We start from the raw sequence: 25,849 nt of genomic DNA on the forward strand, positions 1-25,849 counted from the left end.
TTGACCTGGAGCGCGCTCCAGGTTGGAGGCTGGTGACCATGACGACGACACGGACGCTGGGGCGCAGCGGCATCACTGTGAGCGCGATCGGAATGGGGTGCTGGGCCATTGGCGGCCCGCTCTGGGGTGACGACGGGCAGCCGTTCGGCTGGGGTGAGGTGGACGACGACGAGTCGATCCGCACCATCCACCGGGCGCTCGATCTCGGGGTGACCCTGTTCGACACCGCCAGCAACTACGGCGCCGGGCACAGCGAGCGGATTCTCGGTCAGGCCCTGGGCGGGCGGCGGGACAGCGTGGTGATCGCCACCAAGTTCGGCAACGTCAGCGAGGAGAGCACCCGGCGGGCGCTCGGCACCGACGCCAGCCCGGCCTTCGCGGTGCGCAGCCTGGAAGACTCGCTCCGCCGGCTCGGCACCGACTACGTCGACCTCTACCAACTGCACATCAACGCACTGCCGGCGCCCGCCGCGCTCGACCTGGTCGACACCCTGGAGGCCCTGGTCGCCCAGGGCAAGATCCGGGCGTACGGCTGGAGCACCGACGACCCGGCCTCGGCGGAGGCGTTCGCGGCCGCCGGCCCGCACTGCGCCGCGATCCAGCACGACGAGTCGGTGCTGCGCGACAACGCGGCGGTGCTGGCGGTGTGCGACAAGCACGACCTGGCCAGCCTCAACCGTGGGCCGCTGGCGATGGGGCTGCTCACCGGGTCGACCCGGGCGGTCGGGGCGGACGATGTGCGCGGACGGGCACCGGAGTGGCTGGAGTGGTTCACCGACGGCCGGCCGACGCCACGCTGGACGGCCCGGGTCGACCAGGTCCGCGCGGCGCTCACCGCCGACGGGCGCACCCTCGCGCAGGGCGCGCTCGGCTGGCTGCTGGCGCGCAGCCCCCGTACCGTGCCGATCCCCGGCCTGCGCACGGTGGCCCAGGCCGACGAGAACCTGGCCACCCTGGCGCTCGGCCCGCTGAGTGCCGAGTCGTACGCCGAGGTGGAGCGACTGCTCGCCGACCTGCGTCCGGCCCACGCGGCCTGACCGCCGGGCCGGTCCACGCCCCGGGCGTCGTCACCGGAAGTCGTCCGCGTGCTCGGCGGCCCACTGCCGGAACGTGCGCCCGGGGCGTCCGGTCACCTGCTCGACGTCCGGGGCGACCCAGGCGTTGCCGTCGAGATACCGCCCCATCTCCAGGAACCACTCGATCACCTCGGCGGGATAGTGGTCCTTCCAGTACTCGCGGGCCTGCTGCGGGGTCAGTTCGTCGAAGCGCACCGGACGGCCGATCGCCTCGCCGATCATCCGGACCGCGTCCCGGCGACGGACCGGCTCCGGCCCCGTCGGTTGGTACACCCGGCCAGCGTGGCCGTCCTCGGTCAGCGCGGCCACGATGACCGCGGCGATGTCCGCCTCGTGGACCAGCGCGCTGTTCCAGTCCCCGAACGGCGCCCGCACCACCCCCGCGGTGCGGATGCCGGCCGCCCACTCGCGGGTGTTAGCCATGAACTCGCCCGGGAAGACGTGCGTCCATTCCAGGCCCGAGTTCTCGACGGCCCGGTGCAGCGGCCGGTGGGGCGCCTCGAGCGGGTCGTCGTCGGCCCGGCTCGGATCGTTGTGGCCGAGGTGGGTGACCCGGCGGACGCCAGCCTTACGGGCCAGCTGCAGAATCTCCACACCAGTGCCCAGCGGCCCGTACCCGTCCATCGCGACCAGGTGCATCAGCGTCACGCCGCGCAGCGCCGCGACCAGCGTGTGGGGCCTGGCGAAGTCGCCCGCCACCACCTCCACCTGGCCGGGAAGCGCGGTTGCCGCCGGCGACGTGGGATCGCGGGTCAGCGCGCGGACGTCGTGGCCGGCGCTGACCAGTTGCCGGACCACGCTTCCTCCGACGGTCCCGGTCGCTCCGGTCACCAGGATCGGCATGGTTCCTCCTCAGGGATCGCCCGACGGCGGGCACGGCGAGCCGACCCCACCAAACGGGAGCGCTCTCGGATGACTCATGGTCAGCGAGATCGATGCCACAAGCAATCGCGAACACCGCATTCACGTTTGCTCTGACCTGCGGAAACGTGCTGACCGTCGACAGCGCGCGGCAACCGTTTTCGGCCCCGGGAACATTCGTTGACCTGGGCTTTCCTGCCGCACACGGGGTTCCGCGCAAGTTCGTTCGCCGAAACGCCCACCTTCGGCAGCCCCATGCATCCACCGGTGGCGTTCTGGACGAAGATGGGGGTATGCGGATCCTTCTGGCCGGCGCGTCCGGCTTCCTTGGCACCCGACTGGCCGACCTGCTCGTCCGCGACGGGCACGAGGTCACCCGGTTGGTCCGTCGGGCGCCGGGCGGGCCGCAGGAGCGACGGTGGGACCCGGCCGCCGGGCAGCTCGACCCGGCCGTGGTCGCCGAGGTCGACGCCGTGGTCAACCTGGCCGGCGCGGGCGTCGGCGACAAACGCTGGAACGACGACTACCGGCGGTTGATCCGCACCAGCCGGGTGGACACCACCACCACGCTGGCGACCACCATCGCCGGGCTCCCCGTCGCGGACCGACCCCGGGTGCTGCTCAACTCGTCGGCCGTCGGTTGGTACGGCAACACGGGCGACCGGGCGGTCGAGGAGGACGCGCCGGCCGGCGAGGGCTTCCTGGCCGACGTCTGCCGGGTGTGGGAGGCCGCGACCCGGCCGGCCGAGGACGCCGGGGTACGCGTGGTCCGGCTGCGTACCGGTCTGCCGCTGCACCGCGAGGGCGGGCTGCTCAAGCCGCAACTGCTGCCGTTCAAGCTGGGCATCGCCGGCCGGCTGGGCAGTGGCCGGCAGTGGCTGCCGTGGATCTCGATGGCCGACTGGCTGGACGCGACCCGCTTCCTGCTCGACAGCGACGACATCGCCGGCCCGGTCAACGTGGTGGGGCCGAACCCGGTCACCAACGCCGAGTTCACCAGCGAGCTGGCCCGGCAACTGCACCGCCCGGCGATCATCCCGATCCCCGCGCTGGCGCTCAAGGTGGTGCTCGGCGGCTTCTCCCACGAGGCCCTCACCAGCACCAGAGTCCTCCCCGGAGTCCTAACGAGAGCCGCCTACCCCTACCACCACCAAACCCTCCCCCAAGCCCTCCAAGCAGCCCTAACAACCCCCTAACCCCCACCCCGCCCTGCCTACCCCCGGTGGTTCGGCCCTTGGCAGAATCGGCTGTCGGCGGGTCGTCGGTGGGCCAGCGTGGGCCGATGCTGGACCAATGGCGATTTTCTCCCTCCAGGCCACCCCGACCGACGCGGCGAGCTGGGCCGAGCTGGCCCGTCGGGCCGAGACCGCCGGCTTCGACGCTCTGCTCGCCGCGGACCACCCCGGCGACGTGACGTCACCGTTCGTGGCGCTTGCCGCCGCCGCCCCGGTCACCTCGACGATCGGCCTCGGCTCGTACGTGTCGAACCTCGGCGTACGGGAACCGATGCTGCTCGCGGCCGACGTGGCCACCCTTGATCTGATCTCCGGCGGACGGGCCCGGCTCGGTGTCGGCGCCGGTCACACCCCGGCGGAGTGGCGCGCGGTAGGCCGGGAACGCCCCGACGTGGCCGGCCGGGTCCGCCGTTGCGTGGCCGTCGCCGAGGCGGTACGCGCCCTGCTCGACGGCGCCTCGGTCACCGTCGACTCGGCCGAGCTGACGATGCGCGAGGCGATGCTGCGCGAACCCCGGCCGGTGCAGGACCGGATCCCGCTGACGATGGGTACGGCGAACTCGACGCTGCTGCGCTGGGCCGGCGCGCACGCCGACGTGGTCGGGCTGACCGGGTTCGGACGTACCCTCGCCGACGGCCACCAGCATGAGGCGCGCTGGCGGGCCGACCAGATCGAGGCACAGCTGGCCTGTGTGGCCGCCGGCGCGGCCGGCCGGACCGACCCGCCGGCGTTGGAGGCGCTGGTCCAGACGGTGGTGGTCACCGACGACGCGGAGGCTGCCGCCGCGGAACAGGCCCGGCGCAACGGCATGACCGCCGCCGAACTGCTGGCCACCCCGTTCGTGCTGATCGGCACTGTGGGCGAGATCATCACGGCGGTCGCCGAGCACGAACGGCGCTGGGGGGTGACCCGGTTCGTGGTCCGCAGCGACGCGCTGGATCCGCTCGCGCCGGTCCTGGCCCGCCTGACCTGATCCCCCACCGACAGCCCTGTCGATCAAGAGGTTTGCGTCAGATTCCGGCTTCCGGACGACGCAAACCTCTTGATCAACAGGGGCAAGCGGGGTGGGGGTCAGCAGCCGATTACCCAGTGGTTGGGGGCGGTTTGCTTGAGGGCGCTGGTGTAGAAGGTGTTGTAGAGGCCCATGCGCTGGTTGGAGCCGTTGGCGTAGGCGTAGCCGCCGGACTGGTACGCCCGACCGGCCGCCACGTGCGCGTAGTTGCTGGCCGTCACACAGGTCGGCGGCGTGGTCGGGGTGGCCGTCGGGGTCGGCGTGGGGGTGACCGTCGGGGTCGGGGTCGGGGTCGGGTTGGTCCCGCCGCCGTTCAGACCGAAGAAGAGCGCGTCACGGTACGTCGAGCAGATGGTGTCCAGGAAGTACGCGCCCGCGGTGCCGCACTGCTCGGCCGCCGAGCCCGGGTCGACGGGGGTGCCGTGGCCCATCCCGGAGATCCGGTAGAGCCGCACGTCGTCGTTGCCGTACACCTCGAGGCTGGTGTTGCCGGGCAGCGACGAGGTGCTGGTCGGGGTCTGCGACACGCCCCGCACGTTGGTCCACTGGTCGCGGGACTCGGTGCCGTTGAGCGGTACGACCGTGTAGTCCGAGGTGCCGTGCCAGATGGCCACCCGGGGGCGCGGGCCGGTGTAGCCGGAGTACGCGCCACGCACCAGGTCGCCCCACGCGGCCGGGGTCTTGTCCGCACCCGGGCTCATGCAGCTGAACGCGTTGACCATGCTGGTGGCGCAACGGTACGGGATCCCCGCGATGATCGATCCGGCCGCGAAGACGTCCGGGTAGGTGGCCAGCATGACCGCGCTCATCGCCCCGCCCGCGGAGAGCCCGCTGACGTAGACCCGGGAGCCGTTCACCCCGTAGTTCGTCTTGGCGTGGTCGACCATCTGCTTGATCGACAGCGCCTCACCCTGACCTCGGGTGGTGTCCCCCGCCTCGAAGAAGTTGAAGCAGGAGTTGGCGTTGTTGCCGGCGGGCTGCTGGGCGACGATCAGGGCGAACTTCCACTGGTCGGCGTACTTCTGCCAGCCGGAGTTGGCGAAGTAGCCGGAGGCGTTCTGCGTGCATCCGTGCAGCAGGACGACGGCCGGGGAGTTGGCCGGCAGGCCGTCCGGCCGGTAGGCGTACATGGCGAGGTTGCCGGGGTTGGAGCCGAACCCGGTGACCTGGGTGAGGGTGGCGGCCTGGGCGGGTGCGGCGACGGCGACCGCGCCCGCTACGGCGAGGGCGAGCCCGGCGACCACACCGAGCAGCCGGGTGAGGGTGGATGAGGAGCGGCGCACGGCGGCCTCCTGGAGGGCGGACTGTGAACTGGGTCACTGTCGGGTTGCCGTGACGTTACGACGACGTGTCGGCGCTATGACATGGGGCACACTCACACATTCACGACGGACGCTGTGTACGCCGGACCGTCGCCGTGGCGGACCTATTCCATCCCCAACGGTCCCGTCCTTGCAGGTCTGACCGGCCCGTCCAGGTCCGGTTGGTAACGTCCGCTGCGTGCCGTCCTCCCCGTCGCTGGCCACCGGGCCCGCACCCGTGTCACCGCCGCGCACCGTCCGGGACCGCCGGGCCGACCTGATCGTCGTGCTGGTGGCGCTCGCGCTCGCCGTCTGGGTGACCAGTGGGCTGTGGCGGGACCCGAACGTCCGCACCATCACCGCCAACTCCAGCGACCAGGCGCTGTTCGAATGGCTGCTGGCCTTCGGTGGGCACGCGGTCACCCACTGGGACAACCCGCTCTTCACCTACCTGATCAACGTCCCGGACGGCGTGAACCTCGCGGTCAACACGACGATCACGGTGTACGCGGTGGCCTTCGCCCCGCTCACGTACCTGATCGGGCCGCCGGCGACGTTCCTGGTGATCCTCACCCTGAACCTCCTCGCCACCGCGCTGGTCTGGTACTGGCTGCTCTCCCGGCACCTGGTCCGCAGCCGGCTGGCCGCCGGGGTCGGCGCCCTGTTCATCGCCTACTCCCCCGGCATGGTGTCGCACGCCAACGCGCACCTGAACTGGACCGCCGGTTGGCTGGTGCCGCTGCTGATCTGGCGGCTGTTCGCGCTACGCCGCCCCGGGCACTGGCTGCGCGACGGGGTGATCCTCGGCGTGCTGGTCGCGGTGGCCTTCTCGATCGCCGCCGAGGGGCTCTTCTTCACCGCGCTGGCGCTGGGGGTGTTCGTCGCCATCTGGGCGCTGCACCCGGCCAACCGGGTGGAGGCCCGCGCCGCGCTGCCCACCTTCCTGCGCGGGCTCGGGGTGACCGCAGTGGTCGCCGGCGTGCTGCTGTCGTACCCCCTGTGGTTGCACTTCGCCGGGCCACAGCGGTTCCACGGCACCGGCTTCGACCCGGTGATCCACTCGGAGGACATCGCGGCGTTCGCCGCCTTCCCGCGCCGCTCGCTGGCCGGCGAGGCGGGGTTGGGCACCTCGCTGGCGCCGAACCCGACCGAGGAGAACTCGTTCTTCGGCATCCCGCTGCTGGTGCTCACCGTGATCTGTTTCGTCGTGCTCTGGCGGCGGGCCGACCCGCACCGCCGGGCCACCCTCTGGGCGCTGGGCGCCCTCGCTCTGATCTTCACGGTGCTCTCCTTCGGGCCGGTCGCCAAGGTCGACGGCCGACGCACCGAACTGCCCATGCCGTTCGACCTGGTCGGACAACTGCCGGTGGTGAACGCCGCACTGCCGGCCCGGCTGGCGCTGGTGGTCGCGCCCGTGGTCGGGCTGTTGCTGGCGTACGTCGTCGACCAGTTGCGCGCCGCACCACCCCGGCACCGCTCCACGGAACTGGCCTGGCTGCTGGGTTTCGCGGTGGCCCTGCTGCCGCTGCTGCCCACCCCGCTGCTGACCGACGAGCGGGAGCCGATCCCGCGCTTCATCACCTCCGGCACCTGGCGGGACTACGTGTCACCCGACGGGGTGCTGACCCCGGTGCCGCTGACCGTGGACATCTACCCGGACGGCCAGCGCTGGCAGGCGTACGCGTTGTCGCACCGCCAGGGCGAGTTCGCCATCCCGGGCGGCTTCTTCCTCGGGCCCGGCGGGCCGGACGGGCGAGGTCGGATCGGTCCGGTGCCGCGCACGCTGAGCGCGTTGATGGACCAGGCCGGCCGCACCGGGCTGGTCCCCATCGTCACCGACGGAACGATCCGGGAGGTCCAGTCGGACCTGCGGCACTGGCGCATCGAGACGGTGGTGCTCGCCGACGAGGTGCACGGCGCGAAGTTCGAGGTCGACGAGGAGGCGCTGCTGCGTACCGGCACCGCCCTGTTCGGCGAGCCGCAACGGGTCGACGACGTCTGGCTCTGGCGCATTCCACCGGCCGACCAGTAGGCAGGTGATCTTCCCCGGTGAGGCGGCTCACCAGGGATGATCGCCTCTGACGGGACTAGGCTGGTTGCCGTGACGACGACGACCCCAGGCCTGACGGCCGTCCGTGCCGGCCTGCTCGACTACCAGGCCGCCTGGGACGAGCAGCGGCGCCTGCACGAATCGGTGGTGGCCGGCGAGCGCGGCGACACGGTGCTGCTGCTGGAGCATCCGAGCGTCTACACCGCTGGCAAGCGCACCGAACCGTGGGACCGGCCCATGGACGGCACTCCGGTCGTCGACGTGGACCGTGGCGGCAAGATCACCTGGCATGGGCCGGGGCAGCTCGTCGGTTACCCGATCCTGCGCCTGCCCGACCCGGTGGACGTGGTCGCCTACGTGCGCCGGACCGAAGAGCTGCTCATCGACGTGTGCGCCGAGTTCGGGCTGACCGCCGGCCGGGTCGAGGGGCGCAGCGGGGTCTGGGTGCCCGAGGACGACCGGGGGCCGGCCCGCAAGGTGGCGGCCATCGGCATCCGGGTGGCCCGGGGCGTCACCCTGCACGGCTTCTCGATCAACTGCGACTGCGACCTGACGTACTTCGACCGGATCGTGCCGTGCGGCATCCGGGACGCGGGCGTCACCTCGCTCACCGCCGAGCTGGGCCGCCCGATCAGCGTCGCCGACGTGCTGCCGGTGGTCGAGCGCCGGCTTTCCACCCTCATCGAGGTCTGAGCTGCGGGCCCCCGGCGGCGACGCCGGGGGCCCGCCTCGCTCATGGCGTCAGTCGGTGCAGGTCACGCGGGAACGCGGTGACCTCCCGGATGTTGGCCGCGCCGACCAGCCGGGCCACGAACCGTTCCAGGCCGACGGCGAAGCCACCGTGCGGTGGCATGCCGTGCCGGAACGCGTCCAGGTAGCCGACGTACGGCTCGACCGGCTCACCCCGGGCCGCCAACGCCGCCAGGTAGTCGGCGTGCCGGTGCAGCCGCTGCCCGCCGGTGACCAGCTCCAGACCACGGAAGAGCAGGTCAAAACCGTTCGAGTACGCGGGCCGCGCCGGGTCCGGGTGGGTGTAGAAGGGACGCTTCGCCATCGGGTAGCCGGTGACGAAGAGGAAGTCCGACCCGTGTTCGCGCCGGGCCCACTCCCCCAGCGCCCGTTCGTGGGCCGGCGCGAGGTCCGGCTCGTCGGCGGGCGCGCCGGCGATCGTCAGCGCCTCGGTGAAGTGCACCGCCGGGATCTCCGCCGGCACCTGCGGCGGCGTGACGCCGAGCGTCGCCAGGGCGCTGCCGGCCCGCCCACTCACCGCGTCCAGCATCCCGGCCACGCTGTCGCGCAGCACCCGCATCACGTCCCGGTGGTCGGTGACGAAGCCCAGTTCCGCGTCGAGCGACGTGTACTGGGCGAGGTGCCGGACGGTGTCGTGCGGTTCGGCCCGGAAGACCGGCCCCACCTCGTAGACACGTTCGAAGACGCCGACCATCAGCTGCTTGTAGAACTGCGGCGACTGGGCCAGGTACGCGGGTCGGCCGAACCAGTCCAGCGCGAACACGTTCGCCCCGCTCTCGGTGCTGGAGCTGACCACCTTCGGCGTGTGGACCTCCACGAAGTCCTGGGCGTCGAGTGCGGCCCGGAACCCCGCCACCGCGGCCGCCGAGATCCGCAGCGCGGCCGACCGGGCGGGGTGCCGCAGCGCGGTGGGCGCGTTGTCGAGCTGGGTGGGCAGGCTCGCGGTGAGCGCCGGCCGGTACAGGTCGAACGGTGGCGGCACGGCGGGCGGCCCGAGGAGACGTACCGTCGGGTCGGTCAGCTCGACCCCGGCGGGCGCCGTGCCGTTCGCGGTGGCCGTCGCGGTGACCTCGACGACCGTCTCCTCGGTGAGTTTCTCCAGCTCGGCGCGGACGGCCGGGTCGGTGACGACCACCTGGGCCAGGCCGGTGGCGTCCCGCACGATCAGGAAGGCCACCGACTTGAGCAGTCGGCGGCGGTGCACCCAGCCGGCGATCCGCACTGTCGTGCCGATCCTGGCGGGCAGTTGCTGGGACAGGGTTCGTTGCATGGCGTGCTGCTCCTCGGTCGATCGCCACGCCGTCGCCGCCCCGGGGTGGCGAAAGCGTCGCATCAGCCCCAGGGAGGTGTGGGCGAGCGGGAACCTCGCGGTGCCACCACACCTTCGCCCCCGCCGGAGCGGGGGCCTCGTTCGTCGCCTGATGACCGGGGCCAGCCGGGCGGGCTCTACTGGGCGCGAGGGACCCGCGGCCGTTCTTCCCGCAGCTCGGGAGGGTCTTCGCGCCCCGGTGCCAGACCGCCTCTCAGCACCGGCGGCTCTCTGCACTGGCGGGTCGGGGGCTACTCGGCTCCGTCGTCGCTGTTGCCGGCGACCGTAGCACCGGGTTCCCCGGTCTGTGACGCCCTTTTCCGACCGGCCGGTGTCCGGCGTCACAACGTTCGGGGCGTGACGCCGGTCGCCTGACGCACATAGACACCCGCCGTCCGGCGTAGGCTCATTTTCGTGACGATCGAGCACTCCGCGCCGACGACCGGCCAGGCAGCGCGCACCGCAACGGCGGCCCCCGAGGGGCGGCGTCTGCTGCGGATCGAGGCGCGTAACGCCGAGACGCCGATCGAGCGCAAACCGCCATGGATCAAGGTCAAGGCTAAGATGGGCCCGGAGTACACCCAGCTGCGCGGGCTCGTCTCGCGCGAAGGGCTGCACACCGTCTGCCAGGAGGCCGGCTGCCCCAACATCTACGAGTGTTGGGAAGACCGGGAGGCCACCTTCCTCATCGGTGGTGACCAGTGCACCCGGCGCTGCGACTTCTGCCAGATCGACACCGGCAAGCCGGCCGAGTTCGACGCCGACGAGCCGCGTCGCGTCGCCGAGTCGGTGGTCTCGATGGGGCTGCGGTACGCCACCATCACCGGTGTCGCCCGTGACGACCTGCCCGACGGCGGCGCCTGGCTGTACGCCGAGACCGTCCGACAGATCCACGCCCTGCAGCCCGGCTGCGGCGTCGAGCTGCTGATCCCGGACTTCAACGCCGTCCCCGAGCAGTTGGCCGAGGTCTTCAGCTCCCGTCCCGAGGTGCTGGCCCACAACGTGGAGACCGTGCCGCGCATCTTCAAGCGCATCCGGCCGGCGTTCCGCTACGACCGCTCGCTGGACGTGATCCGGCAGGCCCGCGCCGACGGCCTGGTCACCAAGAGCAACCTCATCCTGGGCATGGGCGAGGAGCGGGCCGAGGTCTCGCAGGCGCTGCGCGACCTGCACGAGGCCGGCTGTGAGCTGATCACCATCACCCAGTACCTGCGCCCCTCGCCCCGGCACCACCCGGTGACCCGCTGGGTCAAGCCGGAGGAGTTCGTGGAGCTGCGCGAGGAGGCCGAGGAGATCGGCTTCGCCGGGGTGATGAGCGGGCCGCTGGTGCGTTCGTCGTACCGGGCCGGCCGGCTCTACAAGCAGGCCATCGACGCCCGCGCCGCCGCCTCGGTCGCCACCGCCGGCTGACTCCGCCGGCAGCGCCGCACTGCCGTTCGGCGTCCGGGTGTCATGATCCTGTGATGACCGTCGGCGTACGCGAGCAGCCGCGCGGCGCGGACTCGCCCCGCCCGCGACCCGGCGCACGTCCCGGTCTGGTCGGTTGGCTCACCGGGTTGGCGGTGCTCGCCGGAGTGGGTTACCGGCTCTGGCTGCTGCTGCACGCCGCCCCGCCGACCAACAGCGACGAGGCCACCATGGGGTTGGCCGCGCTGCACATCGCGCGGGGTGAGGGCTTCCCGGTCTGGTTCTACGGCCAGCAGTACATGGGCACGCTGGAGGCGTACCTGGCCGCGCCGGTGTTCGCCCTGGCCGGTGGGCCGTCGCTGCTCGGGCTGCGGTTGCCCACGCTGGCCCTGTACGCGCTGTTCCTGCTGCTGGCCTGGCGGTTGACGCTGCGGCTGACCGGGGACCGGTGGTTCGGGCTGCTGATGGTGGCGCTGCTGGCCCTCGGTTCCGACCGGATCGTCAAGAACCAGCTGATCGCCGGCGGCGGCTACCCCGAGATGAACGCGGCCGGGGCGGCGCTGGCGGTGCTCGCCGTGGATCTGGCCACCGGTCGACCGGGGCGGCGATCGGCCGGCTCCGGGGAACCCGACGGGCGGACGACCGGGCGACCCGGCCGGCGGCTGGCGCGCTGGGCCGCGTGGGGGTTCCTGGCCGGGCTGATGCTCTGGGTCGATCCGCTCGTGTTGCCGTACGTCGCGGCGACCGGCGCGATCCTCGTCGGGTTCTGCCGCCGGGAGCTGTACGGTGCCGCCGGGGCGCTGCTCGCGGCGGCGGCAGTGCTGGGGGCGGCCCCGCTGCTGCTGCACAGCCTGTCGACCGGGCGCAACCCGCTGCACGCCGTGCTCGCGGCCAGCGGTGCGAACGCCAGCGCGGGCTGGCCGGACCGGCTGCACGGCGGCCTGGTGCTCGGCCCCGGGCTGGGCATGGGCTTCTGCGCTCCCGGCCAGTGCGCCACCTGGCAACTGTGGTGGGCGCTGGCCCTGCCGCTGCTGCTGGCCATCGCCGCCGCCACCGCCTGGCGGGCCCTGCGCACCTCCGACGCCGCTGACCCCGCCGCTGTCGGCCCGGACGCGGTGTCGCCCCGGGTGGCGGCGGCGGCCCGGCTGGCGCTCGTGCTGGCGGCGGTGGCCACCCTCGGCGCGTACACAGTGAGCAGTTCCGCCGGGCTCACCCCGGTGGAGAGTTCCCGCTACCTGTCCTGCCTGCTCATCTCCCTGCCGGCGCTGCTCTGGCCGGTGTGGACGGTGGCCCGGCACGGGCTGCGTCCGGCGGCGACCGGCCGGCGGGGCGTCGGGTCGACGCTGGCCCGGTCGGTCGCTGTGGTGCTGCTCGCCGCCACGCTGGGCACCGCCGCCCACGCCACCTGGCGGGCGGCGGAGACCGTCCCGGCGACCCGGGCCGCCGAGGCCCGGCACACCGAGTTGGTGAGCACCCTGCGGCAACTCGGCGTACGGCACGTGCGCGCCGGCTACTGGACCTGCAACCGGCTCACCTTCACCAGCGCGGAGCAGGTGGTCTGCGCGGTCGTCGACGACACCCTGCGCCCCGGTTTCGACCGCTACCCCGCGTACCGGCGGGAGGTGGACAGCGCGGCGGCACCGGCCTGGGTCGCGCCGGCCGGCTCACCCCTGGCGGGGGTGCTCGACGAGCGGCAGCGAGTCACGCCGGGCAGCCTCGAACTGGTCACCATCGAGGGCTGGCGCATCTACCTGCCGCGCTGACCTCGGCGGCCCACGTCAGCGCGGCGGCCTCGGTGCGCGTCCCGACGGCTTCGGTGCGCGGCCCGCCGGTCTCGGTGCGGGAGCCTCGGTGCGCGTCAGCGCGGCGCGGCGGCCTCGGTGAGCAGGCCGAGGCGGTGGGCCAGGGCGGCGGCCTCCACCCGGTTGGTCACACCCAGCTTCGCGATGATCCGGGAGACGTGCACGCTTGCCGTCTTCGGCGAGATGAACAGCCGCTTGGCGATCCGGCTGTTGCTGTACCCCTCGGCAACCAGGCGCAGCACCTCCCGCTCCCGGGCGGTCAGCAGGTCCGCGCCGGCCCCGCCACCGGCGCGCAGGCCGACCCGCCGCGCCAGGGTGGCGGCCGCCTCGACCAGCGGGGCCGCACCCAGCCGCCGGCCGATCTCGGTGGCCTCGGTGACCACCGCCGCCGTCTCGTCGCGTTCCCCGGCTGCGGCGGTCGCCTCGGCCAGCGCCAGCAGCGCTCTGCCCAACGGGTAGGGCTGTCCGTCGGCCCGCCACGCGTCGACCGCCGCACGCCACGCCGGCAGCGCCTGGTCGCCCACCGCGAGCAGCGCGGTGACCTGGGCGGCGTACGCGCGGGCGGCCGGGTGCCGCGCCGGCAGGTCGGTGGCGAGCGCCGCCACCGCGACGGCCAACTCCCGGTCACCCACCCGCGCCGCGGTACGCGCGGCGGCGCTGAGCACCGGCCAACCCTCCCGGGGCAGCTGCGGCAGGCTCTCGTCGGCCACCGCGACGCGGGCCGCCCGTACCGCCTCGACCTTGTCGTCCGCGGCCAGCGCCGCCTCGATCGCCAGTTCGTGCAGAGGCAGGCGGTGGTTCGGCCACAGGTACGGTCGATTGAGGAAGGTGAGCGCCCGGTCGACCAGTTCGTCGGCGCCCGGGTGGGCGCGGGCCAGCCGCAGCCCGGCGCCCAACTGGAGCCAGTGCAGACCGGTGACACCGGACAGGTCGATGCGGGCGGCCTCCGCGCAGACCGCCTCGGCCTCGTCCCACCGACCCAACGCGATGAGCGCCTCGGCCCGGTTGGAGAGCAGGTACGCCCCGGTGGAGCGGCTGATCCCCACCCGTCTCGCCTCGGCCACACCGGCCTCGGCGGCCTGTGCGGACTCGGCGTAGCGGCCCAACTCGCAGAGCATGTCCGACTCGAACACCATGGCGAGCACCAGGGTCGGCGCGTCCCCAGCCGCACGGGCAGCGGCGGCCGCCTCGCCCAGCTCGGCCAGCCCGCCGGTCAGGTCCCGCTCGCCGTGGCAGAGCAACGCGATCCGCGTCGACAGCAGGGCCACGTGTTCTCCGAGCGCCTCGGCGTCGGTGGCGGCCTCGGCTGCCACCCGGGCCGCCTTCCGCGGGTCGATCTTGACCAGGTGGGTGGCGATGTCGGCGAGCAGCCGGACCCGCTCCGCGCCGGGCGGGCCACCGGCCGCCAGCCGGTACGCCTCATCCAGCTCGCGGCTGCCGTCGCTCTTGCCGAGCAGGGCCATCAGTCGACCGCGCTGGTCCAGCAGGCGGGCGGCGCGCAGCGGCGCGGCGTCGGCGTCCACCTCGGCCAGCCCGGCCCGGGTCAGGGTGATGGCCCGGCTGAAGTCGCCTGCGGTCACCGCGGCGTCCAGGGTCTGCTCCAGCAACGCGAGGTGGTCCATGCCGAGCAGGTCGGCGGCGTCCGGCACCAGTTCCCACAACTCCAGCGCCCGCTCCAGCAGTCGGCGTTGCTCGGCGTACGCGTACCGGTCGGCGGCGGCGCACGCGGCGGCTCGTGCGGCGACGAGGGCGCGCGGGTGGTCGTGCGCGGCGTGCCAGTGGTGGGCGATCTCGGCCGGGGCCCGGCCCGCGGCGACCAGATGTGGCTGGGCCTCGATGGCGGCGGCGAAGCGGGCGTGCAGCCGGGCGTGCTCACCGGGCAACAACTCGTCGTGTACGGCCTCGCGGACCAGCGCGTGTCGGAACTCGTAGTCACCGTCCCGGTCGGCCACCACCAGCTGGGCGGCGACGGCGGCGCGTAACGCGTCCTCCAGCTCGGTTTCGGGCAGCCCGGCGACCTCGGCGAGCAGGTCGTGGGCGAAACGGGTGCCGCCGGCGGCCGCGATCCGCAACACCCGCTGCGCCGGCTCGGGCAGCCGGTCCACCCGGGCCAGCAGCAGGTCACGCAGCGTCTCGGGGAGCGCCGCGCAGCCGATCGGGTCACCGGCGACGGCCAACTCCTCGATGAAGAAGGGGTTGCCCTGGGTGCGGTCGTGAACATCGTCGACGGCGCGGGCGAGCGGCTCGGCGCCGAGCAGGTCGGCGAGGATCGCGGCGGTGCCGTCGCGGTCCAGGCGAGCCAGCTCGACCCGCTCCACACCCCGGGCCCGATCCAGCTCGGCGAGGAACGGACGCAGCGGGTGCCCTCGCTGCAACTCGTCGGTGCGGTAGGTGCAGACCAGCAGCAGCCGGCCCGGCCTCGCCGCGCGGACGAGGAAACCGATGAGGTCGCGGGTGGAACGGTCGGCCCAGTGCAGGTCTTCGATGATCAGGACCAGCGGGCGAGCATCGGCCAGCCGCTGGAACAGCTCGGCGACCAGGTCGAACAGGTAGCCGCGCGGGGCGTCGCTGAGCGGGACGGCACGCGGGGTGGTCAGCGCCGCGGAGGCGCGGCCCAGCTCCGGCAGGAGCGGAGCGAACTCCGCCTCGTAGCCGGCGAAGACCTCGGGGCCGTCGGCGCGGAGCACCGCCCGCAACGCGGCGGCGAACGGCGCGAACGGCAGACCCGCCTCGCCCAACTCCAGGCACTGGCCGACGAGCACCCGCGCCGCGCCGTCGGTGGCCCAGCCCGCGAACTCCTCCAGCAGCCGGGTCTTACCCACACCCGCCTCGCCGCCGACGAGCACTGTGGTCGGCTCCCCGGCCCGCGCCCGGCCCAGCGCGTCCCGTAGTGCCGCGGTCTCGCGGTGGCGCCCGACGAGGACTGAGCTGGCGGCGCGTACGGTCACGTGTTCGAGCATGCCATGGCGCCCCGCCCCGCCGGCCCCGCCGATCGGCCGGTGGCCGGGCGGCGGGGTCGGATCGGGTCGAGCGGCCAGCCCGACGGGTGCCGTGGACGTGGCAGCCACGCCGGGCGCGCTGGGCGTGGCGGCCGCGCTGGGTGCGGCGGGCGTGGCGGCCGCGCTGGGCGCGGTCACCGGCGGGCGTCGCCGGTGCGACCAGCCTGCCTGCGCCGGCCCAACCACCCGCGGCTGACCGGACGGGACAGCGACCGGGCGAGCCGGTCCGCGGCCGCGTCGGCGCGCAGCTCGGCGGCGTGGGTACGGTGCAGGGTGAGCAGGAAATCCGCGTCGTTGCCGAACATGTCGGGCTCCTTCGTGGTGTCGTCGTCTTCTGCTGACGACTCTTCGCGCGAAGGCCCCACCCGGGCATGGGCACGGCGCCTCATCTTCCCCGCCCACAGCCTCCTTACCCGGCCGCTCGGGGCGCGTACGGCGACGTAAGGTACTCAGCTGCCCCGGCACCCGGACGCGGATCAACCGGGTCGGCGGCGACCACTAGACTCTGCGGCATGGCAAAGCCCCAGGAGAAGGTCTCGTTCGGCCAACGGCTGAAGCAGATCGGGATGGTGTTCCAGTTCACCGCCAAGCAGGACCGGTGGTTCGCGCCGCTGGTCGCCGCCGCGGTGCTCATCCCGCTCGCCCTCACCGTGGTCGCGGTCATCCTCTGGAGCTGGATCTGGCTGCCGATCGGCATCCTGTTCGTCCTGCTCGCGGTGCTGATCGTGCTCAACCTGCGGTCCAACAAGGCGATGATGAACGCCGCCGAGGGGCAACCCGGCGCGGCGGCGCAGATCATGGAGAACATGCGTGGCGACTGGCGGGTGACCCCGGCGGTCAGCTCGACCACCCAGATGGACATGGTCCACCTGGTGATCGGCCGCCCGGGCGTGATCCTGCTGGCCGAGGGCAACCCGCAGCGGGTGCGCGGTCTGCTCGGCCAGGAGAAGCGGCGGCTGTCCAAGGTGATCGGCTCCGCTCCCCTGCACGACTACGTGATCGGGCAGGAGGAGGGCGAGCTGCCGATCCGCAAGCTGCGGACGACGCTGCTGCGCCTGCCCCGCGCCCTCTCCGGCAAGGACGTCAACTCGCTGGACAAGCGACTCAAGGCGCTCACCGCCCGGCCACAGATGCCCAAGGGCGCGATCCCGAAGAACATGCGGCCGCCAGGCGCCTTCCGCCAGTCGCGGGGCCGCTGACCCCTCAGGTGTACGCGTAAAGGAGCCGGACCCACGTGGGTCCGGCTCTTTTACGGACACCCTCATGTGCACCCGTCCCGACGCGCTGCCCACCTCTGGCCACCCTCGCCATGATCGTGCTCGAGCCTGGATGTAGTGGCCTCGCGCGCGGCGGATGCCACCAGATCGTGGATCGAGTGCGATCTTGCGGTTCGTGCGGCCCCGGACCGGCCTAGGGAGGGGTCGGCGTCAGCCTCGGGGGGCGTCGACGATGACCGAGCCGGCGATTCGGTCGTGCAGGCCGCGCCGGTGCTCGTCCATGATCAGTGCGGGGACGACGAGGGCCAGCAGCAGGCCACGGATCAGCCCCCGGAGCACGCCGATCCGGCCACCGTCGCGCCAGCTCACACAGCGGATCTTGGTGATGTACATGCCCGGAGTCTGGGCGAACAGGCCGAGGAAGATGCCGTACTCCAGGACGAGCACCAGCACCGGCGCCCAGCCGTCGCGTACCGGGTCGGCGAAGAAGTTGGACACCAGCAGGCAGAGCACCCAGTCGATGATCAGCGCACCGAACCGCCGACCGAGGCTCGGCGCGGTGAAGGTGGGGTCGGTGGCCGGCGCTGCCGGGAGGTGCGGATTGGTCACAGCGGTCAAGGGTATCCGCGCCGGGATGAGGGCTTGCCGGGTGCCGTCGCCGCTGTGTGCCGATTCAGGCCAAAGGCATCAGATGTCATTACACTGGCACAGTCGGTACGGCGTTCCTGGCGGGCCGGAGGCGCGGACCGGGGCGTCGCTGACGCTCCGCGAGGGACGTAACACGGCAGAAACAACGGAGACACGGCCGGGCAACCCCCCGGCCCTAGCGTCGCCAGAAGCCTAGCCACCCCGTGGACGTGCCAGGAGGATGTGTGTTCGCCAATCCCGAGGAACTGCTGCGATACCTCAAGAACGAGGACGTGAAGTTCGTCGACGTTCGTTTCTGTGACCTGCCCGGCGTGATGCAGCACTTCAATCTGCCGGTCGAGTCCGTCAACGACGACCTCTTCACCGACGGCCTCGCGTTCGACGGTTCGTCGATCCGCGGTTTCCAGGCGATCCACGAGTCGGACATGCTCCTGCTCCCGGATGTCGCCACCGCGTTCATCGACCCGTTCCGCGCACAGAAGACGCTCGCGCTCAACTTCTTCATCCACGACCCGTTCACCCGCGAGGCCTACAGCCGCGACCCGCGCAACGTCGCGAAGAAGGCCGAGGCGTACCTCGCGGCCAGCGGCATCGCCGACACCGCGTACTTCGGCGCCGAGGCGGAGTTCTACATCTTCGACTCGATCCGCCACGAGACCTCGGCGCACCAGTCGTTCTACTACATCGACTCGATCGAGGGCGCCTGGAACACCGGCCGCGAAGAGCCGGGCGGCAACCGCGGCTACAAGACCGCGTACAAGGGCGGCTACTTCCCCGTCCCGCCGGTCGACCACTACGCCGACCTGCGTGACTCGATCGTGCGCCGCCTGGTCGACACCGGCTTCAACGTGGAGCGCTCGCACCACGAGGTGGGCACCGCCGGCCAGTCCGAGATCAACTACCGGTTCTCCACCCTGCTGCACGCCGGTGACCAGCTCCAGCTCTTCAAGTACATCGTGAAGAACGAGGCCTGGGCCAACGGCAAGACCGCGACGTTCATGCCCAAGCCGCTCTTCGGCGACAACGGCTCCGGCATGCACACCCACCAGAGCCTCTGGCTCAACGGCGAGCCGCTGTTCTACGACGAGACCGGCTACGCCGGCCTGTCCGACATGGCCCGCTGGTACATCGGCGGTCTGCTGCACCACGCGCCGTCGCTGCTGGCCTTCACCAACCCGACGATCAACTCGTACCGCCGTCTGGTGCCGGGCTTCGAGGCGCCGGTCAACCTGGTCTACTCGCAGCGCAACCGGTCCGCCTGCACCCGCATCCCGGTGACCGGCGCGAACCCGAAGGCCAAGCGCGTCGAGTTCCGCGTCCCGGACCCGTCGGCCAACGTCTACCTGGCCTTCTCGGCCATGATGATGGCCGGCCTCGACGGCATCAAGAGCAAGATCGAGCCGCCGACGCCGATCGACAAGGACCTCTACGACCTCCCGCCGGAGGAGTGGGGCGACGTCAAGCAGGTGCCGGGCTCGCTGTCGGCAGTGCTCGACTCGCTCGAGGCCGACCACGACTACCTGCTCGACGGCGGCGTCTTCACCCCCGACCTGATCTCCACCTGGGTCGACTGGAAGCGCGCCAACGAGGTCGACCCGGTGCGTCTGCGCCCGACCCCGCACGAGTTCGCCATGTACTACGACTGCTGAGCCTGATCAAGGCTCTGACCTGCACCAACAGGATCACTACTGATCTTGGGCACAGGTTGGGTACAACCTCACGGACGGCGGTCATGCCCGGCTCACAGCCGGCGTGGCCGCCGTTTCGTGTTGGCCGAGCGCACCGTCGATGAGCAGCCGGGTCCGGTCGAGCACGTCCGGCCACTCGTGCACGTAGGTGTTGAGCGTGACCGTCGGCGTGCTGTGCCCCAACGCGAGCTGCACCGTCTTCACCGACGCGCCCGCGTGGATCAGGACCGTCGCGTAGTAGTGCCGTAGTCCGTGAATCCCCCACCGCGCCGGCAGGCCGACCGCTTCCCGGGCGCTCGCCCACGTCCGCGAGAAGGTCGCCGCGTTGACTGGCTCGCCGCCGACACCCCGGAACAGCAGGCGTGCTGCCCGGCGGACCGGCCGGCGACGGTCCGTGTCGTCGTCGACCTCGACCGCGTCGCACCCGTCGGCCAGGTGCTGACGCAGCGCCACCGCCACGACATCAGGCAGCTCGACGGTGCGGGCGCTGGTGCTGGTCTTGACCGGTCCGAGGAACGGCTGACGGCCCTTGAGCACCTTGAGTTGACGACGGACGTGCACCTCCCGCACGTCGAAGTCGATGTCTTCCACCTCCAAGCCGAGGATTTCACCCAGGCGCAGCCCGCAACCGGCCGCGAGATAGACCGTCGCGGCCAACCGGGCCGGCAGCAGACGCGCCAGGTCGTGCACCTGCTCCGCCGTGGGAAGGACCCGGCTCCCCCGGCCGACCGGCGGAAGCCGAATGCCCTTGTCGCACGGGCTGGCCGAGATCAGCCGGTCCCGCACCGCCATGGCGAACATCGAACTGAGGTAGGTGTAGACCACCCGCAGCGTGGTCGGAGCGAGGACCGTCGACCGGTCCCGTACCCATCCCTGGATGTGGCTCGGACGGACATCCTTGATCTGCTGCGCGCCCAGTCCCGGCAGCACGTGGAGCCGGACAGCGTGCTCCACCCGGACGGTTGTGCTGTCGGTGTGGAGTTGGGCGTCCCGCCACAGCGAGGCGAGGGCCGCAACGGTGATGCGGCCCGCCCGGTCATCGATGTACTGGCCCCGGCTCAGGTCGGCGCGCACGTTGGCGTCGTGGCGGTCGGCATCCACCTTCCGCTCGAACAACTGCGTACGCGTCTCGCCGAGGTTGTCCGTCCAGCGGACCCGCCACCGCTTGCCCCGCCCATGCCGTTTCGACGGCAGCCGCGAGCCGTCAGCCGCCCGCCCGTTCAGGTACCACAGGTCATCGACGGGCATGGCCTACGCCGCCTGCTCCGCGACCCAGGACCGCACATCCTGCGGGTCGTACCTCAGGTGCCGTCCGACCTTGGCCGCCGGTGGCCCGAAACGGCGGTGCCGCCATTGGTAGAGGGTGCCGACCGGCACGCCGAGGAAGGCGGAGACGTCCTCCACCGTCCACAGCCGGTCGACAGCGCTTGTCTGCCTCTGGGTGCTCATCGGTCCAGTGCTCCATTCCACGACTGCGATGGCCGACTGTCGGCCTATTAGGTGTCAAGGTGGGCTTGACGCTGGATCGCGCGTCAGGCGACGAGGGTCTGTAAGTACTCGCGTGCCGCGTCCTGGTGCTCTCGGGCCATCGCGGCGGAGGCGTTGGCGAGCATTGCGTCAGCGGTGGTGTGCCAGCCGGCGCCCACGAATTGCAGGAAGTTGACCACCAGCGTGGTCGGCTCGGTGGCAGCCGCGGCTTCCTGCGGGCCGCTGCTCTGGGTGCGGCGGAACACGATGCGTTGGTTGCGCAGCAGGGCGAAGGTGATCGAGTAGCGGCGGGACTTGGTGAGGAAGTGGCCGCCGAAGCCGAGCATGTGCGCCCAGCGGCGCAGCCGTCGCCAGTCGCGGGGCGTGCCGAGCATCCAGCACGCGTCGATCAGGCGCTCGGCGTGGCTGCCGGCCGGGTCGGCGTAGATGTCGATGGTGTCGCCGGTCAGCCGGTTGGAGGCGTGGCCGGTGACCTCGGTCGACTTGGTGGCGTATTTGGCCAGGTAGGCGGCAACCTGCGCGTCGGTCACCTCGCCCCTGCCTGCCACCGTGATCACCTTGGTCAGCACCTGAGTGCCCCAGGTGATCGGCCAGCCGGCGGGGCGGGCGGGGTGGTCGGCGGTGGTGAAGCCGACGGTGGCGGCGGCGTGGTCGACGGCGGCCACCAGGTCGGCGGCGTCGAGCTGCGGCGGGGCCGGCACGATGGCGTCCGGATCGTCGGGGTCGCGGCCGTCGAGGCGGATGATGGCGTGGAAGTGCACGACGCCGCGCCGTTGCATCTCGGCGGCCTTGCCGAACGACAGCCGCACCGGGGACACCCACCGGGTCTTACCGGTACGCGGTGAGGTCACGGGGATGTCGGGGATGCCGCGAGCGGTAGCCAGCCGGTGCATGTAGCGGTTGATGGCGATGGTGGTGCGCCGCCATAGTTCCCCGGCGGTCAGGTTCCAGACCGCTTGCGCGTCGTGGTCGTAGCAGTCGAGGCACAGCGGCGTGCCCAACCGGGCGTCGGTGTCCTCGTGGCGGGCGAAGCAGACAAGCCGCACGCCGTGCGGGCAGACCGTCAGTTCCCGGCGAGCGTGGCACGGCTCCGGCCGGCAGTCGCAGGCGGTCCGGCGGGTGCAGGTGTGCCGCTTGACGAAGCGGGTGTGCACCTCGCCGAAGGACGGGGCGGTGAAGGTCGGGAACACCGCCGGGTGGTGCGCCACCTGCTCGGGCACGCCTTTGCCGCCGACGAGGCCGGCGCGCACGACCTGGTAGGCGTCGCGTTGGTAGAGCTTGGAGCAGGTCGGGCACACGGCGGCGCGGCGGTTGCCGCACGGCTTGTAGATGACGCCGTCGGGCATGTCGGCCGTTGACCGCTCCGTGAGCAGACGGCCGGTGGCGGCCTCGACGGTGACCATGGTGCCGACCAGTCGGACCGGGCGGGTGCAGCCAGCGGCCGGGCGGACGTGGCGCAGCCAACCGGCGAAGTCGGGTTGCGTCAGCCGGGCAGCCGCCTGGAGCCGGATATCGGCGGACGTGGCGTACCAGGGCGGGGCGGCCGGCTCGGCGCACGGGGCCGTACCCGAAGCAGGTGCTTCGGGTACGACGGTCAGCGTCGAGACGGTCAACGGGTCGCCTTCACGGCGCGTCCGTTGGCGGGCTGGACGGGTCGGTTGCTGGTGTTGGGGTCGAGGTCCAGGACCGCGAGGGCTTGCGTGGCCTCATCCGAGGTCACCTTGAGGCGGACGGCCAGTTGGCCCGGGGTGATCGGCGTGCCGTGCTCGGTGCGGTACTGCTTCGCGACGCGGGTCGCTCGGGCGAGCAGGTCCGGGGCCACGATCGGCAGCGGAAGTTGGGCAGCGTCAGACGCGGTGACAGGAGTGTCAGTGGTGGACGGTGCCAACGTCGGTGCCGGGGCGGTTTCGGGCTTGCTCGGTCGGGGACGGGCGGGGCGGACGGTCGCATCAAGTGCGGGCGTCGAGGGCTCCGGGATGACGGCCGGTCGCGGTGCGGTGATCCGGTCGACCAGTTGCGCCGGGGTCGGGACCTCGGGCCGGGCCAGCGTCGGTGCCGGTTCGGCGGGTTCGGTAGCGGGAATGATGGGCAGCTCGGGCCGGCCGGGCGTCGGTGCCGGGACGGCGGGAACGGTCACTGTTGGGGTTGGCGTCTCGGCGGGTGCCGGGAACCTTGGTGTGGTGCCGGTGACGGCGGTTAGGGTTCGGCCGCTTTCCCGGCGGAGCAGAGCGCGCATGTGCACGGCCAGGCCAGCGACGGCCGGGGGCAGTGCCCCGACGATCGCGGCCAGGACCACGCGCCAGGGTTCGACGTTGGTGGACATGGTGTCTAGCAGGTGGTACGCCGACTGGGCAGCGATGCCAATGCCAGCCGCACCGTAGGTGTTCTTCTTGGCGAATGCGGCGACCCGTGCGGGCACGGGAGCCATCCACAGCACCAGGGCGACGACCACGTAGCCGTCGACCGCGATGGGCATCAGCCAGGCCAGGGCGAGGCTGACAGAGGTGCCGGGGACCGTGATGCGGGCGGTGAAGCCGGCGAGTTCGGCCAGCGCGATCCAGGTGGAGGCGGACAGGCCGAATGACGCGGCCAGCACCGCCCACGAGGCGATCGACGCCAACCGGGGCTCACCGGCCACCAGCCGGGTAGAGGTTGGAGTCGGGTTGGTGGTCACGCCGTGGCCCTCCCGTCAGTGAGGCCGAACAAAGCCGGCTCCTCGGCGGAAGGCAGCGACGTGGGTTGGGCCGCCCTGCGGGTTGCCGTCCGGTTGGTCCGGGCGGTCTTGAGGTTGTGCAGGTCGGCGAACTGGTCAGGCGTCAGGATGCTGAGCGCCTGCTTGTCCTCGCCGCGCCGCCGGTACAGCAGCGGGCGAACCGTGGCGTTGGTCGGGCAGTCCGTCACCCCGTCGGGGTAGCGGAAGCCGCAGCCGGGGCACAGTGACGGTGCCGGGCTACCGGGGTAGTGATCGGCGAACACCTGCGCGAGGATCGCCACCGTGACGCCGAGGCCGGCGCGGATGAGGCGCTCGTCCAGGGCGACCCGATCGGCGCGATCGCCGTAGCGCATCTGCACCGCCTGCCGGGACACACCCAGCCGGTCGGCGATCTCCGTCCAGGAGTACCGGTACGGAGGCTGCCGCAGACCGGTGACAGCGAGCCGGGTCACGGCGTCCACGTCGGTGGACAGCGCCGCGAGCGACCGCAGCGCCTCGATGTCGCCGGCAGCGACCCGACGGGCATACGCCCGCAGGATGCGCCGCACGAACGCGTCGAACTCAGTGGTTTCCACCGAGCGCTTGGCGCGCGTGGTGCGGGTGCGCATCAAGCCGGGCTTGACGGTGTTCTTGTTCATGCCGCACCACCGTTGGTGCGGTCCCACGCGTCGGCCGCCGCGTTGAGGACGGCGATGACAGCGTCGGCGGTCTGGCCCTTGGCGTCGTTGAAGTCGTAGGCGTTGTCGAGCCCGTCGTAGTACTGGCCGCTGGCGAACCGGCAGGCCAAGTACCAGTCCAGGTAGGTCAACGCCGCCTCGAAGTCGGCGAACTCCGGGGCGTCGAACATCTGGGCCGGGGCGTCGACCGGGCCGCCGTAGCAGACCATGCCGACCGCGCCGACCAGACAGGCCGGGGGCGTGAACGACCCCGACGTAGCGTCGTAGTAGGCGCCCTGCGTCCAGCCGTGGCGGGACAGGTACAGGGCGGCGTCCCGCAGCGTGCGGGCCGGGGTGGTCACCTGCTCGGCGACCGTGTTTTGGGTAGCGTGCATGACGGCAGCTCCTTCCGGGCTGTTGATGGGGCGGGTCGGCGGCGTCCGGGGTGCTTTCCTAGGGCTGATCCCGGTGCTGTCGGCCCGTTTCTATGGGGTTCGGCGCTGGGGGCGGACCATCCGCCGCAGGGCCGCGTCGAACTCGGTGACGATCCGCATCAGGTGCGCCCGGGCGTTGGTGTCGCCGGCCGCGAGGCTGATGCGCGTGTGGATCTCGGCGTGCTGGCTGCCGTCAGCGGCCAGCACACGGGTCAGGACCACCACACCGTGACCGGGAACCCGCAGGGTCATCGGCTGGCCTCGGTGCTCGCCCATCCCGCAGAGGTGGCCACGGGCGCACCAGTCCGGGTGAAGGCGGTGGTCGTCGTCGGTGGCAGGCCAGGTTGGCGACGTGGCCGTCCGGGGTCGGATACGGATACTCATGCCGCACGCCCCTTGCGGTCAGCCCGCAGGCGGGCGGCGTAGGTCGCGATCCGGGCGCAGGCCGCGTCATCGAGGTACGCGGCTTTGATCAGTTGCGGGGTGCCGCCCTCGGCGATGAGCAGGCCCGCGCCGGGATTGGTCGGGCTGATCGTGTTGGACGACCAGCCGCGGTCTGCCCACCCGTGGCCCAACACGATGTCGGAGGACACGTTGGTGGTGCACCGGAAGGCGCACCGCCAGGCGAACAGATCCCGCAGACTCGTCGGGATGATGTCGGACGACGGGCGTTGCGTCGCCGCGACGACGATGATGCCGACCGCCCGGCCCCGGGCCACCAGGTCCCGCAGTAGCCCCGCGAAGTCCTCCCGGGTCTTCTTGTCCCCGACCGTGGCCGAGAAATAGGCGATCTCATCGATGGCGACGAGGATCGGGCTGAACACGTCATCGCGTTGGGTCTTCCGGCGGCCAGCAGCTTCCAGGTAGGCGTACCGGTTGTCCATCACGATCTGCATCCGCCGCAACGTGGCCAGGGCATGCGTAATGTCCGGGCCGACGAACACGTCCGCGCAGCTCTTCCACTGGCCCAACTCGACCTGCTTGCCATCCAGCAGGCACAGCCGGCAGTCCAGCGAAAGGGCGGCGTGAGCCACGATCAGGTTCAGCAGGGTCGACTTGCCGCCGCCCGGTTCCCCACCGATCAACAAGTTGCGGTAGATCAGCGGGACCTGCACCGGGTGGCCGAACTCGTCCACCCCGACATGCACCGGGTCGAAAATCGACACAGTCGGGTCGGCGGGCCTGCCACCCGGTATCGGAGAA

General features: G+C 72.1%; 22 protein-coding genes and 1 pseudogene. 9 read left to right on the top strand and 14 right to left on the bottom strand.

Annotated features, from left to right (window positions below):
• Positions 1-38 precede the first annotated feature (38 nt).
• Complete coding sequence (locus ABZ794_RS25270) at positions 39-1,037, top strand: aldo/keto reductase (protein ID WP_357517864.1); 999 nt, start codon at positions 39-41, stop codon at positions 1,035-1,037.
• 30 nt (positions 1,038-1,067) lie between these two features.
• On the opposite strand, the gene ABZ794_RS25275 is transcribed toward ABZ794_RS25270, so the two are convergent.
• Complete coding sequence (locus ABZ794_RS25275; RefSeq protein ID WP_357517865.1) at positions 1,068-1,919, bottom strand: NmrA family NAD(P)-binding protein; 852 nt, start codon at positions 1,917-1,919, stop codon at positions 1,068-1,070.
• A gap of 311 nt (positions 1,920-2,230) precedes the next feature.
• Between ABZ794_RS25275 and ABZ794_RS25280 the strand changes: the two genes are divergently transcribed.
• Together ABZ794_RS25280 and ABZ794_RS25285 are read left to right on the top strand one after the other, a co-directional pair.
• The gene (locus ABZ794_RS25280) at positions 2,231-3,133 is read left to right on the top strand and encodes a TIGR01777 family oxidoreductase (protein WP_238690587.1); all 903 of its coding nucleotides are present in this window, start codon (positions 2,231-2,233) and stop codon (positions 3,131-3,133) included.
• Between the two features lie 97 nt (positions 3,134-3,230).
• On the top strand, positions 3,231-4,145 hold the full coding sequence (locus ABZ794_RS25285; RefSeq protein WP_357517867.1) for an LLM class flavin-dependent oxidoreductase: 915 nt from the start codon (positions 3,231-3,233) through the stop codon (positions 4,143-4,145).
• Positions 4,146-4,243: 98 nt separating this feature from the next.
• On the opposite strand, the gene ABZ794_RS25290 is transcribed toward ABZ794_RS25285, so the two are convergent.
• A complete protein-coding gene (locus tag ABZ794_RS25290) occupies positions 4,244-5,467 on the bottom strand; it encodes a PHB depolymerase family esterase (protein ID WP_238690585.1) in 1,224 nt (407 codons plus the stop codon).
• 217 nt (positions 5,468-5,684) lie between these two features.
• On the opposite strand from ABZ794_RS25290, the gene ABZ794_RS25295 reads away from it, so the two are divergent.
• Both ABZ794_RS25295 and lipB read left to right on the top strand, forming a co-directional pair.
• Positions 5,685-7,517: a DUF2079 domain-containing protein gene (locus ABZ794_RS25295; protein WP_357517869.1), complete on the top strand. Its 1,833-nt coding sequence runs from the start codon at positions 5,685-5,687 to the stop codon at positions 7,515-7,517.
• A 69-nt stretch (positions 7,518-7,586) separates the two neighbouring features.
• Positions 7,587-8,228, top strand: a complete 642-nt coding sequence (gene lipB, locus ABZ794_RS25300) for a lipoyl(octanoyl) transferase LipB (RefSeq protein WP_210787391.1) — start codon at positions 7,587-7,589, stop codon at positions 8,226-8,228.
• Positions 8,229-8,268: 40 nt separating this feature from the next.
• Here the strand turns inward: lipB and aspS are convergent, their stop codons facing one another.
• Positions 8,269-9,555, bottom strand: coding sequence for an aspartate--tRNA(Asn) ligase (gene aspS / locus ABZ794_RS25305; protein ID WP_357517872.1), 1,287 nt, complete (start codon positions 9,553-9,555; stop codon positions 8,269-8,271).
• A 453-nt stretch (positions 9,556-10,008) separates the two neighbouring features.
• Here aspS and lipA point away from each other — a divergent pair, with 453 nt between their 5' ends.
• Together lipA and ABZ794_RS25315 are read left to right on the top strand one after the other, a co-directional pair.
• A complete protein-coding gene (lipA, locus tag ABZ794_RS25310; protein ID WP_112589194.1) occupies positions 10,009-11,004 on the top strand; it encodes a lipoyl synthase in 996 nt (331 codons plus the stop codon).
• Between the two features lie 53 nt (positions 11,005-11,057).
• Positions 11,058-12,764, top strand: coding sequence for a hypothetical protein (locus tag ABZ794_RS25315; RefSeq protein ID WP_357517874.1), 1,707 nt, complete (start codon positions 11,058-11,060; stop codon positions 12,762-12,764).
• A gap of 95 nt (positions 12,765-12,859) precedes the next feature.
• On the opposite strand, the gene ABZ794_RS25320 is transcribed toward ABZ794_RS25315, so the two are convergent.
• Positions 12,860-15,751 carry an AAA family ATPase gene (locus ABZ794_RS25320; protein WP_357517876.1) on the bottom strand — a complete coding sequence of 964 codons (2,892 nt, stop codon included), beginning with the start codon at positions 15,749-15,751 and terminating at the stop codon, positions 12,860-12,862.
• A gap of 185 nt (positions 15,752-15,936) precedes the next feature.
• On the bottom strand, positions 15,937-16,107 hold the full coding sequence (locus ABZ794_RS25325; RefSeq protein ID WP_167362519.1) for a hypothetical protein: 171 nt from the start codon (positions 16,105-16,107) through the stop codon (positions 15,937-15,939).
• Positions 16,108-16,314: 207 nt separating this feature from the next.
• Here ABZ794_RS25325 and ABZ794_RS25330 point away from each other — a divergent pair, with 207 nt between their 5' ends.
• Positions 16,315-17,001, top strand: coding sequence for a DUF4191 domain-containing protein (locus tag ABZ794_RS25330; RefSeq protein WP_091407420.1), 687 nt, complete (start codon positions 16,315-16,317; stop codon positions 16,999-17,001).
• A 228-nt stretch (positions 17,002-17,229) separates the two neighbouring features.
• On the opposite strand, the gene ABZ794_RS25335 is transcribed toward ABZ794_RS25330, so the two are convergent.
• Complete coding sequence (locus ABZ794_RS25335; RefSeq protein WP_307850694.1) at positions 17,230-17,628, bottom strand: RDD family protein; 399 nt, start codon at positions 17,626-17,628, stop codon at positions 17,230-17,232.
• A 263-nt stretch (positions 17,629-17,891) separates the two neighbouring features.
• Between ABZ794_RS25335 and glnA the strand changes: the two genes are divergently transcribed.
• Complete coding sequence (gene glnA / locus ABZ794_RS25340) at positions 17,892-19,316, top strand: type I glutamate--ammonia ligase (RefSeq protein ID WP_112671701.1); 1,425 nt, start codon at positions 17,892-17,894, stop codon at positions 19,314-19,316.
• Positions 19,317-19,397: 81 nt separating this feature from the next.
• Here glnA and ABZ794_RS25345 read toward each other — a convergent pair whose 3' ends face one another.
• The 8 genes and pseudogenes from ABZ794_RS25345 to ABZ794_RS25380 form a co-directional block, all read right to left on the bottom strand.
• On the bottom strand, positions 19,398-20,603 hold the full coding sequence (locus ABZ794_RS25345; RefSeq protein WP_357517878.1) for a site-specific integrase: 1,206 nt from the start codon (positions 20,601-20,603) through the stop codon (positions 19,398-19,400).
• A 3-nt stretch (positions 20,604-20,606) separates the two neighbouring features.
• A complete protein-coding gene (locus ABZ794_RS25350; RefSeq protein WP_110565749.1) occupies positions 20,607-20,804 on the bottom strand; it encodes a helix-turn-helix domain-containing protein in 198 nt (65 codons plus the stop codon).
• Positions 20,805-20,887: 83 nt separating this feature from the next.
• A complete protein-coding gene (locus tag ABZ794_RS25355; protein ID WP_357517906.1) occupies positions 20,888-22,354 on the bottom strand; it encodes a replication initiator in 1,467 nt (488 codons plus the stop codon).
• A 98-nt stretch (positions 22,355-22,452) separates the two neighbouring features.
• A complete protein-coding gene (locus tag ABZ794_RS25360; protein ID WP_357517880.1) occupies positions 22,453-23,517 on the bottom strand; it encodes a hypothetical protein in 1,065 nt (354 codons plus the stop codon).
• A 374-nt stretch (positions 23,518-23,891) separates the two neighbouring features.
• Positions 23,892-24,164 (bottom strand): annotated as a pseudogene (locus ABZ794_RS25365) (hypothetical protein); the annotation flags it as partial.
• 26 nt (positions 24,165-24,190) lie between these two features.
• Entirely contained in the window at positions 24,191-24,607 is a 417-nt protein-coding gene (locus tag ABZ794_RS25370) for a hypothetical protein (RefSeq protein WP_357517882.1), read from the bottom strand.
• Between the two features lie 90 nt (positions 24,608-24,697).
• Positions 24,698-25,030 (bottom strand): hypothetical protein, encoded by a 333-nt coding sequence (locus ABZ794_RS25375; RefSeq protein WP_357517884.1) that lies wholly within the window; start codon positions 25,028-25,030, stop codon positions 24,698-24,700.
• Positions 25,027-25,812, bottom strand: coding sequence for an FtsK/SpoIIIE domain-containing protein (locus tag ABZ794_RS25380; RefSeq protein WP_357517886.1), 786 nt, complete (start codon positions 25,810-25,812; stop codon positions 25,027-25,029). The genes ABZ794_RS25375 and ABZ794_RS25380 overlap by 4 nt, the downstream gene beginning before the upstream one ends.
• Positions 25,813-25,849: the final 37 nt, after the last annotated feature.

Origin of the sequence: Micromonospora sp. NPDC047187 (assembly GCF_040643355.1) — a bacterium.
In the GTDB taxonomy this organism is placed as follows: domain Bacteria; phylum Actinomycetota; class Actinomycetes; order Mycobacteriales; family Micromonosporaceae; genus Micromonospora; species Micromonospora salmantinae.